The following is a 16,066-nucleotide window of genomic DNA, read 5'->3' on the forward strand; positions in this document are numbered from 1 at the left end:
TTGTCTTCCCGTTAGGACCGCAACGATTTGCCACCTTCATCGAAGCGATGGAGGCGCGCGAGGTCCGGCGACAGCAGGACGCGGTCGCCGGCGCTCAAGTCGAGCTCTCCGACATGTCGGGCGGTGAGTGTTCCGATCGGGCCGGCGTCGACGTAGAGGAATGTGTCGCTGCCGAGATGCTCGGCGACCATGATCGTCCCAGGCCAGCCTTCGCCGTCGCGCGCGATCTTGAGGTGCTCGGGACGCACGCCAATCGTGGCCGCGCCGAGACGAGCCGCAGCTTCGCGAGAGATGAAATTCATCTTCGGCGAGCCGATGAAGCCCGCGACGAACAGGTTGGCGGGGCGCTCGTAGAGCTCGAGCGGCGTGCCATATTGTTCGATCTTGCCGCCGTTCAGCACAACGATCCTGTCAGCCATGGTCATGGCCTCAACCTGATCGTGCGTGACATAGATCGCCGTAGTGCCGAGCTGCTTTTGCAGCCGCGTGACCTCCAGGCGCATCTGCACGCGCAGCGCGGCGTCGAGATTTGACAGGGGCTCGTCGAACAGAAACGCCTTCGGCTCGCGGACGATGGCGCGCCCGATGGCGACGCGCTGGCGCTGGCCGCCCGACAATTCGCGTGGCTTTCGATCCAGATACGGCGTCAGATTGAGCGTTGCGGCCGCGGCCTCGACCTTGCGGTTGATCTCACCCTTCGGCAGCCCGGCCATCTTCAGGCCGAACGAGATGTTGCCCCGCACGCTCATATGCGGATAGAGCGCGTAGGATTGAAACACCATCGACAATCCGCGCTTGGCCGGCGGAACGTCGACGACGTTCCTGCCGTCGATCAGGATATTGCCGCCGCTGACATCCTCAAGTCCGGCGATCAGGCGGAGAAGAGTGGTCTTGCCGCAGCCGGATGGCCCGACGAAAACGACGAAGGAGCCGTCGGCGATGTCGAGGTCCGCGCCCTTGATGATATCGACGGGCCCGAACGATTTCTGGACATTCTCGAGCGTGATCTGACCCATGGTTCGCCGCCTTTCTATTACTTGACCGCGCCGAAGGTCAGGCCGCGCACGAGTTGCCGCTGGCTGAACCAACCGAGCACGAGAATGGGCGCGATCGCCAGCGTCGAGGCGGCCGACAGCTTGGCCCAGAACAACCCCTCCGGACTCGAATAGGACGCGATGAAGACGGTCAGCGGCGCAGCGTTCAGGGTGGAAAGGTTCAGTGTCCAGAAGGCCTCGTTCCAGGCGAGGATCAGGTTGAGCAGAAGTGTCGAAGCGAGGCCCGGCACGGCCATCGGCGTCAGAACATAGATGAGCTCGCGGCTGATCGTTGCGCCGTCCATCCGCGCCGCTTCCAGAATGTCCTTCGGGATTTCCTTGAAGTAAGTGAACAGCATCCAGATCACGATCGGCAGATTGCCGAGGCAAAGGATGAGGACGAGACCAGTCAAGGTATCGAGCAATCCGAAATCCCGGTAGATCAGGTAGATAGGCACCAGCACGCCGACCGGCGGCATCATCTTGGTCGACAGCATCCAGAGCAGCACATCCTTGGTGCGTTTGGTCGGCGAGAACGCCATCGACCACGCGGCGGGAATCGCAATCAGCAGCGCGATCAGGGTCGAGCCGCCGGCCACGATGATGGAATTGAGCGCGTGGTGAACATAGTCGCTGCGCTGCTGCACGGTCGCATAGTTTTCCGTGGTCCAGTGAAAGAACAGGAATTTGGGCGGTATGGCGAAGGCATCGAGCTCGGTCTTGAAGCTCGCGAGCACCATCCAGAGGATCGGAAAGAAGATCAGGAAGCCGACCAGCCACGCCCCAATGGTCGAGACCGCCACACGCCTGCTCGTTGCCATTCGCGCCATGCGTCAGGCCTCCAGGTTCCGGCCAACGATCCTGACCAGGAAGAAGGCCACGATGTTGGCGATCACCACGGCCACCAACCCGCCCGCGGAGGCGCCGCCGACGTCGTACTGGATCAGCGCCTGCGAATAGATCAGGAAGGCGATGTTGGTGGTCTGCAATCCCGGCCCGCCACCGGTGGTCACGAAGATCTCGGCGAACACCGTCAGGAGAAATATCGTCTCGATCAGGATCACGACGGTGATCGGCCGCGCCAGATGCGGCAGCGTGATGTAGATGAAGGTCGAGAGTGCGCCGGCGCCGTCCATCTCGGCCGCTTCCTTCTGCTCCTCATCGAGCGATTGCAGCGCCGTCAGAAGAATCAGCGTCGCAAATGGCAGCCATTGCCAGGAGACGATCAGGATGATCGCCAGCATCGGGACATCGTTGAACCAGTCGATCGGTGGCGCGCCGAGCAGCTTCGCGATCCAGGCGAACAGACCTGACACCGGATGCATCAAAAGGTTCTTCCAGATCAGCGCGCTGACCGTCGGCATCACGAAGAATGGCGCGATCACCATCAGCCGCACGATGTTGCGGCCGATGACGGGCTGGTCGAGCAGGAGTGCGAGCGGAATTCCGATCAGAATCGTTAGCCCGAGTACGGAGCCGACCAGCACCAGCGTGTTCTGGAGCGACGCGAGAAAAGCGGGATCGGTCAGGAAATAGTGAAAATTGTCCAAGCCCACGAACTGCACGGACTCGGAGTCAAGCAGATTGTAACGCAGCAGCGAGAAATAGATCGTCAGTGCGAGCGGGACGATCATCCAGATGAACAACAGCGCAACCGCGGGGGTCAGCAGCATCCGCGCGAGTAGCTGCGTCTGTCGGGTCCCTGTCTTTGCTTCCGTTCGCTTCGAAACAGGCGCAGCCAGCCGGTGCAAGGCACCGGATGGCTGCGAGGGGCTTAGCTCGGGAGAGTGAGCCAAGGGAGCCGCCTATTTGATGTAACCGGCGCGCTTCATTTCCCGCTCCGTGGACGACTGTGCTGTAGATAGCGCCGTATCTACGGTGGTCGAACCTGATAGCGCCGCCGAGAACTGCTGGCCGACCGAAGTGCCGATCCCCTGGAATTCCGGGATGGCCGCATACTGCACGCCGACGTAAGGAACCGGTTGTACCGTCGGCTTGTTCGGATCGGCGGCGTCGATTGACGCCAGCGTCAGCTTGGCGAAAGGGGCGACTTTCAGATAGTCGGGGTTCTGGTAGAGCGACGTCCGCGTGCCCGGCGGCACATTGGCCCAGCCTTCTTTGGACGCAACCAGTTTGGTGTAATCCTTGCTGGTTGCCCAGGCGATGAACTTCTCGGCGGCTTCGACCTTCTTGGAGCCTGCGGGAATCGCGAGATTCCACGCCCACAGCCAGTTCGCGTTCTTGCCAAGCCCCGTATTCGGCGCGAGCGCAAAGCCGACCTTGTCGGCGACCTTGGACTCCTTCGGATTGGTGACAAACGATGCTGCGACGGTCGCGTCGATCCACATTGCGCATTTGCCGGCATTGAACAGCGCCAGGTTCTCGTTGAAGCCGTTCGAGCTCGCGCCCGGAGGTCCCGCCTCCTTCATCAGATCGACATAGGTCGCGAGCGTCTTCTTCCATTCGGGCTTGTCGAACTGCGGCTGCCACTTTTCGTCGAACCATCGCGCGCCGTAGGAATTGGCCATGGCAGTCAGGAATGCCATGTTCTCGCCCCAGCCGGCCTTGCCGCGCAGGCAGATGCCGTAGATGCCGGCCTCCTTGTCGGTCAACTTCTTGGCCGCAGTGATCACGAAGTCCCAGGTGGGATTTTCCGGCATCGTAAGTCCGGCCTTCTGGAACAGATCGGCGCGATACATGGTCATCGAGCTTTCGCCGTAGAACGGCGCCGCATAGAGCTTGCCAGAGACGGACACGGCGTCCTTGATCCGCGGCAAGAGATCGGCGGCGTCGTAGTCGGCGCCAAGCTTGTCGAGCGGCACCAGCCAGTTCTTCTTGGCCCAGATCGGCACCTCATAGGTACCGATGGTCAGGACGTCGAATTGGCCGCCCTTGGTCGCAATGTCCGTGGTGACACGCTGGCGGAGCACATTCTCCTCAAGCGTCACCCATTTGACGGTGATGTCGGGATTTTTGCTGGTGAAGTCGCTCGTCAATCCCTGCATGCGGATCATGTCGCCGTTATTGACGGTGGCGATCGTCAGGGTGGTCTGGGCGAGCGAGGGAGTTGAAAGCAAAAGCGCAGCCGCGCCCAGAAGGGCGCCATGGACGTTTTTCACGGTAACCTCCCTTGGTCGCGCTTTGAGCATATGCCCACGCGTTGAGCGTATGTTCACACCAACCAGTGAGCTTGTCAAGCGGACACCTCGGCGTCTCGGCCGGCGGCGCCGAAGAGAATCTGCGCTTCATTCAGGAGGACGCGACGATCTCCGAGCTATCGAGCGAGGATAGCCCGGGCGGTTTCTTCATCGGTGATGAGGCCGTTAATGAGGCGTCCGATCAATGCGGCACCGATCGCCGGAACCTTGGCCTGCCCGATCGCCGCGGCAATCGTCGCGGTGTGCGCCGGAACTTGGGGAGGAATGCTGGTCAAGCGCTTGTTCGTTCCGCCCTTGATGAGACGGCCTTTGGCGTCGTAAGCCCAGCCGGTTACCTCGCCAACGGCGCCAAGCCGCATCATCTCGAACAGTTCCTCGCGGGTGACGAAGCCGTCGACATGCACCTGCGCCTTCTGGTCCATTTGACCGATCCCGATGAGACGCAGATCCGCCTTCGCGGCGATCGCCTTCACCTTGGCGATGGGCTCGATACGAACCATGCGGTTGCGCTCGTCTTCTGAGGACATCAGGAACGGCAGCGGCATGGGATAATGACGGGCGCCGGTGCGGTCGGCGAGCCGCCCGACGGTATCGAAAAAGCTGGCCGAGCCGTCCGCCGAGATGTTGCCGACCAGCGAGACGATCTGATGATTCGGCCGCTCGATCAGCGTGACCCGTTCTACCGCAGCCCGTACCGCGCGCCCGGTGCCCAACGCGACAATAACCGGCGTTTCCGGTCGTAGAGTTGAGTCCAGCAGGTTGGCGCAACGTTCCGCGATGCCGGCGGTGGAATGAGGCGATGCCGGATCCGACGGCACGACCTCGCAGTGAACGAGATCGAAACGATCCTTGAGCTTCGACGCCAGTTCCATGCATGCGGCAATAGGGTGTTCGAGGCGGAAGGTGATCAGCCGTTCCGCAAGACACAACGACACCAGCCGCTGCGCAGAGGCGCGCGAGACCTGCAGCATCTTTGCGATCTCATCCTGGGTGTGACCGGCGATGAAATAGAGCCAGCCGGCGCGCGCGGCGTCGTCGAGACGGGATTTTTCGCTCTCGGGTGCCGCCATGGAAATCAGCTATCCCTGGCTCCAGAAGTCTGTCATCCGGCAAAACACGCGATCGGCACCGGCATCGTATAGTATGCCGTGCCCGTCGCGCGAGTGGTAGTGGCTGCCGCCGACAAATCCCCACACTGTCATGCCGGCGGCCTTCGCTGCGGCCACACCGCTGACGCTGTCTTCGATGACCAGGGTGCGCGCCGGCGCGGCCTGCATTTGCGCGGCCGCGTAGAGAAAGAGATCGGGCGCGGGTTTGCCGCGTGCCACCATCTGCGCCGTGTACAGCCGATCGCCGAAATGCGCCGCCAGCCCGGTCAGTGCAAGCGACAACGAGACCCGGTCCAGATCGCTGGATGAAGCGACACAAAAGGGCGTCTGCAGGCGCGACACCAGCGAACTGATGCCGGCGATGGGCTGCAGCGAGTGTTCAAATCGCTCACGTACCCGAACCTTCAGTTTGGCCAGAAACGTCTCGGGAACGAGGCGCCGATCCTCGCGATAGTAATGCAAGACGGCCGCGGTGCTCCGGCCAAGGAACAAGTTGAGCGCGTCGTCCTTGCTGAGTTCAATGCCGCAATCCCTCAGGACTTCAGACAGGCACTGGCAGCTCAGCACCTCGCTGTCCACCAAGACGCCGTCGCAGTCGAAGATGACCAGATCGGGTTTCATCAAGCCATTTGAACATATGCTCTTCGCTTGGGCAATAGCTCAATGACTCTGCCCCCGTACAATGACTCTGCCCCCGTACGAAGTGCAATGTCGCGAACGTTCTGAGCCTGTGCGTCCACCCGGCACTGCCCGTGCATCGATAGGGCGCGGAATGAATTTCACCCAAGGGTGCATTTGAAAACCCGCGCCAGCTTTGTCATGGGTCCTGCATTCCGCGGATCGGCGCCGACGAGCCAGAATCGCAGTGAACGCGGTCAGGCTCGCGAAACACGCGCACGGCATTCTCAGGCCTCATCGGATTCGCTTCCGGCCGCAATTGCTGGCAACTCCCCCATGATCCAGTCCACGACCGAGGCGTGGCGCGGCGTCCAGCCCAAGGCACGGGCGCGGCGCGCCCGCACCCGGCTGTTCGAGCCCAGGGCATAGGTCGCGCGCTCATATCCCCATTCCGAGATCGCGTCCCGCAGCGGCCACGGCTTGGCCTCGCCGAGCCCGAGCGCGGCGCCGATCGCAGCGACCATGTCGCGGAACGATGCCTCGCCGTTCTCAACGAACATGAAGCTGCCGGCCGGCGCTTTCTTAAGCGCAAGCAGATAGAGATCGGCCACGTCGGCAATGTGAACGGTGGACCAGACATTCAGGCCGCGCCCGATGTGCCGGGGAATGCCGCTACGGCGAGCCTGGCGAACCAGCGACGGGATCTGGATGCTTTCCTGATGCGACCCGAGGCCGCGGCCATAGATCAACGTGTTGCAGAGCACGGTCGAGCGCACGCCGCGCGCGGCTGAGCCAGCCACGAAACGGTCGATGGCGACCCGGGCCGCCTTGTCCGGCGTCGGTTGGATGGGCGCGTCATCATCGAAGATCGCATCCGAGGGCTCGCCGGCGGCGTTGTCGCCGACGATGCTCGAACCGGAAGTGTGCAGCAGCGGCCGGTTCGAACCCGCAAGCGCCTCGACCAACGTTTCGACCGCGCCGCGGTGGTCACTGCTTGCGGCGTTCACGACGGCGTCGGCGCGGCGGGCTTCATCGGCCAGGAGGTCGCGATCGTCCAGGCTGCCGAGCACCGGTTCAATCCCGAACCGCCTGACCGCGTCACCTTTCCCGGGGCCGCGCACCAGGCCCCTTACCTCATGGCCGGCCTCGATCAGACGCACGGCGACCGAGCCGCCGATGTATCCACTCGCCCCTGTCACAAATACCTTCATTTCCCGGCGTGCTCCCTTCTGATTTCAGAGATTTAGGGTCGGTGCATTTGTGTCAACAGAGCCGAACGGGCACATTATCTGTGACGTGACGGCACAAATGATGGATGGCAGCGCGACAGACGGTCGCGGTTTGGGTGGAACCGCGCACGATGATCCGATCAAGAACGATGAACTGCCACGAAAGGGCTCGCCCGCGCCCCTATGGGCTTGGTCATGAAGAGGGTATAAGGCGCCGAAACGCACAACCGGATATTGTAGTTCGGGTGGGTGCATGGCACCACCGAACAAGGGTGCGGCCAACATCTCGTGTCGGGATATGCAGGCCGGTTGGGGTGGGAATCCTGGCGTGAGAACGATGCCGCGGCGCGCGCCCGGATGGAATTGAACGATGACCAAAGAAAAGAGCGAATTGCTGAGATCGCTCACCATTGATCGCAGCGGAACCAAGGTGGAGCAATCAGGCCGCCGCTGGTTGCCGATCTCCGCGACCGTTGCCGCCTGTGCGATCGCCCTTGCGGCCTTGGGCGTATACGAATTTCGCGGGCAAGACTCCTCCAACCAAGCGGCACCGCAGCCAACCGCGCCGACGCGGCAGCAAACGCCGCCCCCTCAACAACAGGCTGCACCAAGCGGCCGGGACGCCGGCAGCCTGGCTGCATCCGGCTATGTGGTTGCGCGTCGCAAGGCAACCGTTGCGGCCGAGATCACCGGCAAGGTGGTCGAGGTCTTTATCGATGAAGGCATGACGGTGACCGACGGGCAAATCGTCGCGCGGCTCGACAGCGTGCTTGCCGAAAAGGACTATGAGCTGGCGCGCTCGCGCGTTGAGACCGCCGATGCTGCGATCGCCGCGATCACCGCCGACCTGCAGGATGCCAGCCGAATCATGTCGCGGGTGCAGACCTTGTCGCAGAAGAATTTTGCGACCGAGGCCGATCTGACCAAGGCACAGGCCCGGGTCGGCGTGCTGACCGCACAACTGCGCCAGGCGCAATCACAGTTCGAGACAGCCAAGATTGACGCCAAGCGCAGTGCCTCGGTGCTCGACAAGCATCAGATCCGGGCGCCGTTCGGAGGGGTCGTGATCGACCGTAGCGCGCAGCCCGGCGAAATGATCTCACCGATGTCGGTCGGTGGCTTCACCCGGACCGGCATCTGCACCATCGTCGACATGGATTCGATCGAGATCGAAGTTGACGTGAACGAGGCCTTTATCGGCAGGGTAACCCCCGGCGGGGCCGTGAACGCCGTGCTTGACGCCTATCCGGACTGGACAATCCCCGCTTCGGTCATTGCAATCGTACCGACGGCAAACCGCGAGAAAGCCACCGTCAAGGTGCGCATCCGCTTCGAGCAAAAGGATGCGCGCATTCTGCCCGACATGGCGGTTAAAGTGAATTTTTTGCCTGACGGACGGGCAAGTGGTGCGCCCGCGACGGACACCACCGCGGCGAACTCGTCGCAGTAGCATTCAGGGAGAGAAAAGTGACCGCCGAATCTCCGATGGTACGTCTCACCGGCGTAAGCAAGCGCTTCACCAAGGGAAAGGAAACGATCTCAATTTTCGATCATCTCGATCTGGCGATTCCCCGCGGCGATTTCATCGCGGTGATGGGGCCGTCGGGTTCGGGCAAGACGACGCTGCTCAATTTGCTCGGCGGCATTGATCACGCCGACGCGGGCGAGATTGCGGTGGCCGACCGGCGCATCGACGGCCTCTCCGAGGGTGAGCTGGCGGCCTGGCGCGCCGCCAATATCGGCTTCATCTTTCAGTTCTATAATTTGATGCCGATGCTGACCGCCGCGCAGAACGTGGAGCTGCCGCTGCTGCTCACCAGACTGCGCAGCAAGGAGCGCGCGGTACGTGTTCAGACGGCGCTGGCGGTGGTTGGGCTGGCCGATCGCATCAAGCACCGTCCGCGCGAGATGTCCGGCGGCCAGCAGCAGCGTGTTGCGATTGCGCGCGCCATCGTCTCGGATCCCAACCTGCTGCTGTGCGACGAACCGACCGGCGATCTCGACCGTCACTCCGCCGACGAGATTCTTTCGATCCTGCAACTGCTCAATGGCGAGTTGGGAAAGACCATCGTGATGGTCACCCACGACCCCGCCGCGGCAAACTATGCCAAGCGCATCCTGCACCTCGACAAGGGCCGTTTCGTCGAACGGGAGCTTGCCGCGTGAACGACTTCGACCTGGTGCGGAAGAACCTGTTCCGCCGCAAATTGCGCGCCATACTGATGATCGTCTCGATTCTGATCGCCTTCATGATCTTCGGCGTGCTCGCCGGATTTTACCGCGCCTTCACGGCCGGCGAGGATCGCGCCGCCGCGGATCGAATGATCACGGTCAACAAGATCAACTTCACCCAGCCGCTCCCGATCGCCTATTACAATCGCGTGCGCGCGGTGGAAGGGGTGCGGCAGGTGACCTTCGCCAACTGGTTCGGCGGCTATTATCAGGATCCGAAGAATATCTTGATAACGCTTGCAGTCGAGCCGACGACTTATTTCGACGTCTATCGCAGCGAGTTCGACGTTCCGCCCGACCAGCTTCAGGCCTTCATCCGCGATCGCGGCAGTGCGCTGATCGGCGACTCGCTGGCGCGGAAGTGGGGCTGGAAGGTCGGCGATCGCATACCGGTCGCGAGCAACATCTTCAGCCAGAAGAGTGGCGGACACACCTGGGACTTCACCATCGCCGGCATCGTCAAGGGCAAGGCCGCGCACATCGATACCAACTTCCTGCTGTTTCAGTATGCCTATTTCGACGAGACCCGCTCATTTGGCAAGGACACGATCGGCTGGATGATCCTGCAGACCACATCGCCGGAGAACAATGACCGCGTGGCGAAAACGATCGACGCGATGTTCGCCAATTCCACCGCCGAGACCTCGACCGACACCGAAAAGGCGTTCGGGAAAGCGTTCGCGGCGCAGTTCGGCAACATCGCACTGATTGTGTTCCTGGTGGTTGGCGCAGCCTTCGTCACCATCCTGATGATCGTCGGCAATACCATGGCGTTGTCGATCCGGGAGCGCACCCGAGAGATCGGAGTGCTCAAGACACTCGGCTTTTCCGGCCCTCGGATCCTGGGATTAGTGCTCGGCGAATCCATATTGCTGGCTCTGCTGGGCGGATTGCCGGGCCTGGCGATTGCGGCGTTGATTGCGATGGCGCTGCGCGCGAGCCTTGCCAACGTCGCGCCGGCTTTTGCCGTATCGCCCGTTATCGCACTCGAAGGAGTCGCGCTGATGATCGCGCTGGGGCTGATCACCGGGATCATTCCGGCGGTCAACGCCATGCGGCTCAAGATCGCAGCCGCACTTGGACGGGGATAAAGATGCGTTCGCTCCTGCTTCAGGTGGCGGCGGTCACCTCCATCAATCTCAAGAGCATTGCGCAGCGGCGCTGGCTATCGCTCTCGACGGTGATTGCGATTGCCCTGGTGGTGATCGTGCTGCTCGCATTCCTGGCGATGGCCAATGGGTTCCAGCGCACCATCGCGGGATCAGGCGCCGACGATATCGCGATGGTGCTGCGGGCCGGCTCGCAGGCCGAGATCAACAGCACCGTGAGCCGCGATCAGGTGCGGCTGATCGAGGATGGACCCGGCATTGCACGAGGTGCCGACGGCAAGCCTCTGATCTCGCCGGAACTCTATCTTGTGGTCGACGGCCTCAAGCGGTCCACCAGGACCAAGGCCAACCTGCCGCTGCGCGGGATCGGCGAACAGGGCGCGGCGTTACGCAAGAACATTACCCTCATCGCGGGCCGCATGTTCAATCGCGGCAGCAACGAGGTGGTTGTCGGCAAGGCGCTGCTGCGGGAGTTTGAAGGATTTGATCTCGGCAGTACCGTCTCGTTCGGCGCCACGCGCTGGAGCGTCGTCGGCGTATTCGAAGCCGGCGGCAGCGTTTTCGAATCCGAGATCTGGGCCGACCTTTCGGTGGTGCAGAGCCTATTCAACCGCAACAACATCGTCCAGACGGTGCGCGCCCGTCTCACCGGACCGGATGCAATGAACGAGCTTAAAAGCTATAGCGAGAACGATCCGCGGTTGAAACTTGACGTCAAATCCGAAGCAACCTACTTCGCGGAGCAGGCGTCGCAGACCTCGGATCTGATCCAGAAACTCGGCTGGCCCTTGGCGATTGCGATGGCGTTAGGCGCGCTCGCGGGCGCGCTCAACACCATGTATTCGTCGGTCGCAGCCCGCGCGACCGAGATCGCGACCCTGCGGGCCATCGGCTTTGGCGGCTTCCCCGCTTTCGTCGGCACGCTGGCCGAATCGCTGCTGCTTGCCGCCGTCGGTGGCGTGCTCGGTGCAGCCGCGACATATCTGATTTTCGATGGCGTCACGGCCTCCACTCTGGGCGGCAACTTCACGCAGGTGGTGTTTGACTTCAAGCTCAGCCCGCGGCTGATTGGTGAGGGCGTCGCGCTCGCGCTGATCGTCGGGTTGATCGGTGGATTATTTCCCGCATTCCGCGCCGCGCGATTGCCGATCGTGGAAGGACTCTACGCACACTGAGCGTCGCGTGCCGCGAGCAAGCGACGTCTCGTCAAATCGTGCATCGATGCGCCTGCGGTCATGTCCGTCTGATCCGCGCCCACGCGGCTCGGTTGACGTCGTTCATCAGCAGTTGGACATCATAACCCGGGACTACGGGAAGTCGGGTTCGCGGCGCGCTGGAAACTGTCCCGGCAGGGATTCATTCCCCTGGGCTAGGCGCCCGCCTCGGAGGTCCCACCGACGCGCGGGGGATGAATTCGCTGGGCACCAGCACGTGACGGGCCTCCTGCACGTCGTGGTTTCGGATTCGATCGAGAAGCATGCCGGCGGCGATCCGGCCGATTTCGCCTTGATCCCAGCCGATGACGGCAATCGGCGGCGTGACAAGTTCCGCGAGTTCGGAATGGCCGGACGCGATAACCGAGACATCATCGGGAATCCGCAAGCCCCTTCCCCGCACCGCGCGCAGCACGCCCGACAGCATGTCGATGCCGCCGGAAATCACCGCTGTCGGTGGATCACGCTGGCCGAGCATCGCCGAGGTGATACGGAATCCTGCGCCCGGCAAGAAACTGCCGGTCTGGATCAAGGATGGGTCGGGCTGCAGCCCCCGCGCCGCGTAGGCCTCCCGATACCCGCGGATGCGTTCACTTGCCGGATAAAGCCCGCGCTCACCCGTGATCAGCGCCACGCGGCGATGACCCAGATCGAGCAAATGGCCGACGGCGGCACGCATGCCACCCGCGTGATCCGCCATGACCGCATCGGCCCACGGCGTTTGAGCGCGATCGATCAACACGATCGGAATGTCGAGCCCGCGCAGGAATGCCTCGAACTCGCCCTCGATCGGCGTGTAAGGCCCCATCATGACGCCGTCGGCCTGCCGGCTCGACAGGCGGCTCAGCAGTTCGCGCTCGCGCTCCTCCCGGCCCTCCGAGTTGGAGATGACCAAGGAAAAACCCTCATCGTCGAGCACGTCGTGCGCCGCCTTCACGAAGCCGGCGAGTTGGGGGATGTTGATCTCGCGCAGGATGCAGCCGATCGTATGCGTCGAGCGGATCCGCATGCTCCGCGCCACGGCGTTCGGCGCATAGCCGAGCTCGTCGATCGCGCGCTGGACCTTTCGGCGGACGTCGGGACGAACCGTGGCATTAGCGTTCAGGACACGCGAAACGGTGCCGGTCGAAACGCCAGCCGCGGTCGCCACGTCGCGAATCGTCAGCTTGCTTCCACGGCCCGCTATCTGCCGATTTGTCATCGTCTCCACCTGAGGTCCGAACTCACTTTAGCGCATGCGGCGCTGAAGTGAATTCCGCGACCTCAACCTTCGAACGCACCGATCAGATCTCGAAGGCCCACTGCTCTGCTGCCAAGGTATATTGTCCACCTTCGCGTCGCATATGGCCAAAGCCGGGAAAATGCAAATGCATTCCGCCGATCAGCATGTCGTCGGTCACCACCATGTCGAAAATCATCTGCCGCGCCTTGGCCGCGGCTTCGGGGTCGGTGTCGAACTCCATAGTGACGTTCGGGAGCGCCACCTGGATCTCGGGCACATGCACCGTGTCGCCCCACACGACCATGGACCGGCCGCCGGAGGAGACGACGTAAGCGGTATGGCCAGGCGTGTGACCGGGGATAGGAATCGCGGTGACGCCCGGCAGCACCTCGCCGCTGCGGAAGGTGCGGACGCGGTCGGCAGCCATATAGGGTTTGAGCTGGGTCCGGCCGGCCTCAAAATAGCGGCGGCGGGGCCGCTCGGCCGCCTTCGCCATTAGCTCGTCGTTGAACCAGTGATTGACCTCGTTTTCATGCACGATGACCTCGGCATTGGGAAACAGTCTCGTGCCGGTCGCCGCGTCGGTCAGCCCGTTGGAGTGGTCGGGATGGACATGAGTGAGCAGCACGCCATCGACGGAGGCCGGCTCGATGCCTGCTGCCGCAAGATTGTCCGGCAGGCGACCGCAGGTCGGCCCCATCAGATCGGCGGAGCCGCAATCGATCAGATAGGTCCGGCCGTCCACACGCAACGCGAAAGCATTCACCGAAATGCGCGGCGGCGAGATCCGGTGATCGCGGGCGAGAATGGCCTTGGTTTCCTGCTCCGGAATGTTGCGGAAGATCGAGTACCCCATGTCGACGTAGCCGTCACTTAGCCCCGTGACCAGCACGTCTCCCAGTCTGCGGTGGTAGACGCCGGCGACTTGCGCCTCGGGAAACCTGCTCATCGGACACTCTCCTCCCAAAGTCGGGCGACGACAGCGGGATCGTCGCGTCTGTGATGCCAGCTTCGGCCGACGCGAAGTCCGGTTCTCGACCAAAGTCGAATCTCCATCAGCGCGTAAGCCCAGGCCACCGCGAACACGTCAATCACCGGTGCGCCGGCGATCTCGCGCACGCCATGACGGACGAGAAGCTCGGCAAGCACGCCTTCGGCCGGAATGATCACATCGGCGCCGCGCGCCACCAGGCGTTCGGCCGCGGCAGCAAAATTGGCGATCACCGCTGCCGGGTCGGCATAGGCGGCGGCCAGCGCCGGCTCGTCGAGCGGCGGATCGAGGGCGACGACATCGAGCACGCGTGCGCCAAGCCCATGCTTGTCGACCGCAACCTTCGTCATCCATTGCACCGCCGGCGCGTTCGACACCAGCGCCACGTAGCGTCCGAGCGAGCAACCGACCAGAAGGCCACTTTCCGTCAGCGAGGCGATGGGAATGTCGACAGCGGAACGGATCTCGCGCAGGAACGGCTCGCTGAAGGAGCCGATCACGAAGGCCTCGTAGCCCTCCTGTTCCGCCCTGATCGCATTGTCGATTACGCGGCCGAGAATGCGGTGATAGGCATAGGCATTGCCGAGCACAGCCGTGGCCGACGCTCCGCCGTAGCTACCGAAAGGAAGACCATGCACGACAAGCTCGGCGTCGTTGCCGAGGATTTCCGCCGCATGCGCCTCCAGCGCGCGCTTGTAGACCGCCAGGTGGTCGAGTTCGTTGACCGACTGGTGCCAGATGCGGGGCTTCGAGCCTCCACCGGATCCTGTTCCTGTCATGCGTCGGTCCGATCGCTCGTCAGGCGCAGCGAGCGCAACGAGCCGATCTCTTCCAGGCGCCAGAGCTGCTCGAACAAGTCACCTGCATGGGCACGGCCGAACGCACGCGTCGCGCAGTCCAGGAACTTGTCCCTCAGTTCATCGCGCGTGAGCGGCGCCTGCCAGCTCCCCTTGGCATGCACCACAGGTGCGTATTCCAGCACCTCGCCTGAATCGAGCACAACGCTCACCCGGTCCGATGGCGCAAAAGGCTGGTCGCCGGACATGATCTCGTCGGTCGTCGTGCAGCGCACCTTGGCGAAGGTGGCGCCGACATCGGGCCGCGTGACGAATTGATCGGTCAATTCGGCAAGGCCGACCCGGCGCGCGATGAGCGCGGCGGCCATCGCGAATTCCATGCTGAATTTTGCCTCCAGCCCCGTCTGCGGATTGCTGTTGCGCAACATCAGCTTTTGCGTGACGCCGGTATGAACCCGAATCTCCCTGACGTCATTGGGGTTCAGCTTGTGCTGATCGACGAGGCCCAGCATCGCGTCGATCGAGCGATGCGTGGCATAGCAGGTCGGATAACGCTTCACATTGATTCCAAGCTCAGCCAGTCGCCAATGCTTGCCGATGTCGAGCGTGCCACCCTCGATCCTTGGTGCGCCGGATGGTGAATGGGCGCGCAGGAACCCGGTTCGGTGTTCCAGCACGTCCAGCGAAGCCGTGAATCCCTGGTCCGCCAGCCGTGCGGCGAGCACCCCCGATTGCGCGGTGCGGCCGGCGTGAAGCGATTTCGTCATCGTGCCGAAATTGGCGACGAGACCCGAGGCGAGTGAGGCAGCGATCGCGATCGCGTGCGCTGTTTTCTCGGAATCGAGGCCGCGCAGGCGGGCGCATGCCGCTGCGGTTGCGAGCGCCCCCATTACCGCAGTCGGATGGAAGCCGCGCTCGTGCAGGTGCCCTGGTTCGAGATCTGCGAGCTGGGCCCACAGCTCATAGCCCGCGACATAAGCGGCAACCGCATCGGCACCATCAGAATCAAGCGACCAGCCTTCGGCCAGGATGGTTGGAACGAGTACTGCGCTCGGATGGCCGGCAAGCGCTACATCGTCGTAGTCGAGCACATGCGCGGCGACGCCGTTGACGAGTGCGGCATCCGGCGCCGCGAGGTTGCGGCCCGAGGGAATTTCAGGCGCCCCGTCGTTCTGGGTGGACGGTGCGAGCATGGCCGCGACGATGCGCACCGGTTGCTCGGCCGCGCCTGCGATCATGACGCCGACGCAATCGATGATGCCGATGCGCGCGGCCTCCTTGCACCGGTCGGGCAAGTCCGCCGGCCTCAGACCCGCGACGAACTTTGCAGTCTCACGTGTGATATCAAGCATG

The 16,066-nt window shown here is 63.0% G+C and carries 15 protein-coding genes; 4 read left to right on the plus strand and 11 right to left on the minus strand.

Features of this window, described 5'->3' with window-relative positions; all coding sequences use genetic code 11:
* Window positions 1–11: 11 nt before the first annotated feature.
* The 7 genes from ACVJGD_RS20185 to ACVJGD_RS20215 form a co-directional block, all read right to left on the minus strand.
* Window positions 12–1,016, minus strand: a complete 1,005-nt coding sequence (locus ACVJGD_RS20185) for an ABC transporter ATP-binding protein (RefSeq protein WP_456635990.1) — start codon at window positions 1,014–1,016, stop codon at window positions 12–14.
* Window positions 1,017–1,033: 17 nt separating this feature from the next.
* Window positions 1,034–1,864, minus strand: coding sequence for a carbohydrate ABC transporter permease (locus ACVJGD_RS20190; RefSeq protein WP_456635991.1), 831 nt, complete (start codon window positions 1,862–1,864; stop codon window positions 1,034–1,036).
* 3 nt (window positions 1,865–1,867) lie between these two features.
* The gene (locus ACVJGD_RS20195; RefSeq protein WP_456635992.1) at window positions 1,868–2,707 is read right to left on the minus strand and encodes a carbohydrate ABC transporter permease; all 840 of its coding nucleotides are present in this window, start codon (window positions 2,705–2,707) and stop codon (window positions 1,868–1,870) included.
* A 132-nt stretch (window positions 2,708–2,839) separates the two neighbouring features.
* Window positions 2,840–4,153 carry an ABC transporter substrate-binding protein gene (locus ACVJGD_RS20200; protein WP_456635993.1) on the minus strand — a complete coding sequence of 438 codons (1,314 nt, stop codon included), beginning with the start codon at window positions 4,151–4,153 and terminating at the stop codon, window positions 2,840–2,842.
* A 155-nt stretch (window positions 4,154–4,308) separates the two neighbouring features.
* Complete coding sequence (locus tag ACVJGD_RS20205) at window positions 4,309–5,262, minus strand: sugar-binding transcriptional regulator (protein WP_456635994.1); 954 nt, start codon at window positions 5,260–5,262, stop codon at window positions 4,309–4,311.
* Window positions 5,263–5,271: 9 nt separating this feature from the next.
* Window positions 5,272–5,922 (minus strand): HAD family hydrolase, encoded by a 651-nt coding sequence (locus ACVJGD_RS20210; RefSeq protein WP_456635995.1) that lies wholly within the window; start codon window positions 5,920–5,922, stop codon window positions 5,272–5,274.
* Between the two features lie 284 nt (window positions 5,923–6,206).
* Window positions 6,207–7,130, minus strand: coding sequence for an NAD-dependent epimerase/dehydratase family protein (locus ACVJGD_RS20215; protein ID WP_456635996.1), 924 nt, complete (start codon window positions 7,128–7,130; stop codon window positions 6,207–6,209).
* A 388-nt stretch (window positions 7,131–7,518) separates the two neighbouring features.
* Between ACVJGD_RS20215 and ACVJGD_RS20220 the strand changes: the two genes are divergently transcribed.
* Genes ACVJGD_RS20220 through ACVJGD_RS20235 form a run of 4 tightly spaced genes read left to right on the plus strand, consistent with a single transcriptional unit; the run spans window position 7,519 to window position 11,664 of the window.
* On the plus strand, window positions 7,519–8,598 hold the full coding sequence (locus tag ACVJGD_RS20220) for an efflux RND transporter periplasmic adaptor subunit (RefSeq protein WP_456635997.1): 1,080 nt from the start codon (window positions 7,519–7,521) through the stop codon (window positions 8,596–8,598).
* Between the two features lie 35 nt (window positions 8,599–8,633).
* Entirely contained in the window at window positions 8,634–9,314 is a 681-nt protein-coding gene (locus ACVJGD_RS20225) for an ABC transporter ATP-binding protein (protein ID WP_456640309.1), read from the plus strand.
* Window positions 9,311–10,471 (plus strand): ABC transporter permease, encoded by a 1,161-nt coding sequence (locus ACVJGD_RS20230; protein WP_456635998.1) that lies wholly within the window; start codon window positions 9,311–9,313, stop codon window positions 10,469–10,471. Before ACVJGD_RS20225 ends, ACVJGD_RS20230 begins: the two co-directional genes overlap by 4 nt.
* Before the next feature lie 2 nt (window positions 10,472–10,473).
* Window positions 10,474–11,664, plus strand: coding sequence for an ABC transporter permease (locus ACVJGD_RS20235; protein ID WP_456635999.1), 1,191 nt, complete (start codon window positions 10,474–10,476; stop codon window positions 11,662–11,664).
* A gap of 181 nt (window positions 11,665–11,845) precedes the next feature.
* Here the strand turns inward: ACVJGD_RS20235 and ACVJGD_RS20240 are convergent, their stop codons facing one another.
* From ACVJGD_RS20240 to ACVJGD_RS20255, 4 genes are all read right to left on the minus strand, one after another.
* Complete coding sequence (locus tag ACVJGD_RS20240; protein ID WP_456636000.1) at window positions 11,846–12,904, minus strand: LacI family DNA-binding transcriptional regulator; 1,059 nt, start codon at window positions 12,902–12,904, stop codon at window positions 11,846–11,848.
* An 82-nt stretch (window positions 12,905–12,986) separates the two neighbouring features.
* Window positions 12,987–13,874 (minus strand): MBL fold metallo-hydrolase, encoded by an 888-nt coding sequence (locus ACVJGD_RS20245; RefSeq protein WP_456636001.1) that lies wholly within the window; start codon window positions 13,872–13,874, stop codon window positions 12,987–12,989.
* Window positions 13,871–14,695 carry an aspartate/glutamate racemase family protein gene (locus ACVJGD_RS20250; RefSeq protein ID WP_456636002.1) on the minus strand — a complete coding sequence of 275 codons (825 nt, stop codon included), beginning with the start codon at window positions 14,693–14,695 and terminating at the stop codon, window positions 13,871–13,873. Before ACVJGD_RS20250 ends, ACVJGD_RS20245 begins: the two co-directional genes overlap by 4 nt.
* Window positions 14,692–16,065 carry an MmgE/PrpD family protein gene (locus ACVJGD_RS20255; RefSeq protein ID WP_456636003.1) on the minus strand — a complete coding sequence of 458 codons (1,374 nt, stop codon included), beginning with the start codon at window positions 16,063–16,065 and terminating at the stop codon, window positions 14,692–14,694. The genes ACVJGD_RS20250 and ACVJGD_RS20255 overlap by 4 nt, the downstream gene beginning before the upstream one ends.
* Window position 16,066: the final 1 nt, after the last annotated feature.

This window comes from Bradyrhizobium sp. USDA 10063 (assembly GCF_054063735.1).

Excerpts from the sequence above, each read along its gene's own strand:
- ACVJGD_RS20245 (WP_456636001.1), bottom strand. The coding sequence starts at position 13,874 with ATGAGCAGGTTTCCCGAGGCGCAAGTCGCCGGCGTCTACCACCGCAGA.
- ACVJGD_RS20190 (WP_456635991.1), bottom strand. The coding sequence starts at position 1,864 with ATGGCGCGAATGGCAACGAGCAGGCGTGTGGCGGTCTCGACCATTGGG.
- ACVJGD_RS20195 (WP_456635992.1), bottom strand. The coding sequence starts at position 2,707 with ATGCTGCTGACCCCCGCGGTTGCGCTGTTGTTCATCTGGATGATCGTC.
- ACVJGD_RS20255 (WP_456636003.1), bottom strand. The coding sequence starts at position 16,065 with ATGCTTGATATCACACGTGAGACTGCAAAGTTCGTCGCGGGTCTGAGG.
- ACVJGD_RS20210 (WP_456635995.1), bottom strand. The coding sequence starts at position 5,922 with ATGAAACCCGATCTGGTCATCTTCGACTGCGACGGCGTCTTGGTGGAC.
- ACVJGD_RS20205 (WP_456635994.1), bottom strand. The coding sequence starts at position 5,262 with ATGGCGGCACCCGAGAGCGAAAAATCCCGTCTCGACGACGCCGCGCGC.
- ACVJGD_RS20235 (WP_456635999.1), top strand. The coding sequence starts at position 10,474 with ATGCGTTCGCTCCTGCTTCAGGTGGCGGCGGTCACCTCCATCAATCTC.
- ACVJGD_RS20250 (WP_456636002.1), bottom strand. The coding sequence starts at position 14,695 with ATGACAGGAACAGGATCCGGTGGAGGCTCGAAGCCCCGCATCTGGCAC.
- ACVJGD_RS20240 (WP_456636000.1), bottom strand. The coding sequence starts at position 12,904 with ATGACAAATCGGCAGATAGCGGGCCGTGGAAGCAAGCTGACGATTCGC.
- ACVJGD_RS20225 (WP_456640309.1), top strand. The coding sequence starts at position 8,634 with ATGGTACGTCTCACCGGCGTAAGCAAGCGCTTCACCAAGGGAAAGGAA.
- ACVJGD_RS20220 (WP_456635997.1), top strand. The coding sequence starts at position 7,519 with ATGACCAAAGAAAAGAGCGAATTGCTGAGATCGCTCACCATTGATCGC.
- ACVJGD_RS20215 (WP_456635996.1), bottom strand. The coding sequence starts at position 7,130 with ATGAAGGTATTTGTGACAGGGGCGAGTGGATACATCGGCGGCTCGGTC.
- ACVJGD_RS20185 (WP_456635990.1), bottom strand. The coding sequence starts at position 1,016 with ATGGGTCAGATCACGCTCGAGAATGTCCAGAAATCGTTCGGGCCCGTC.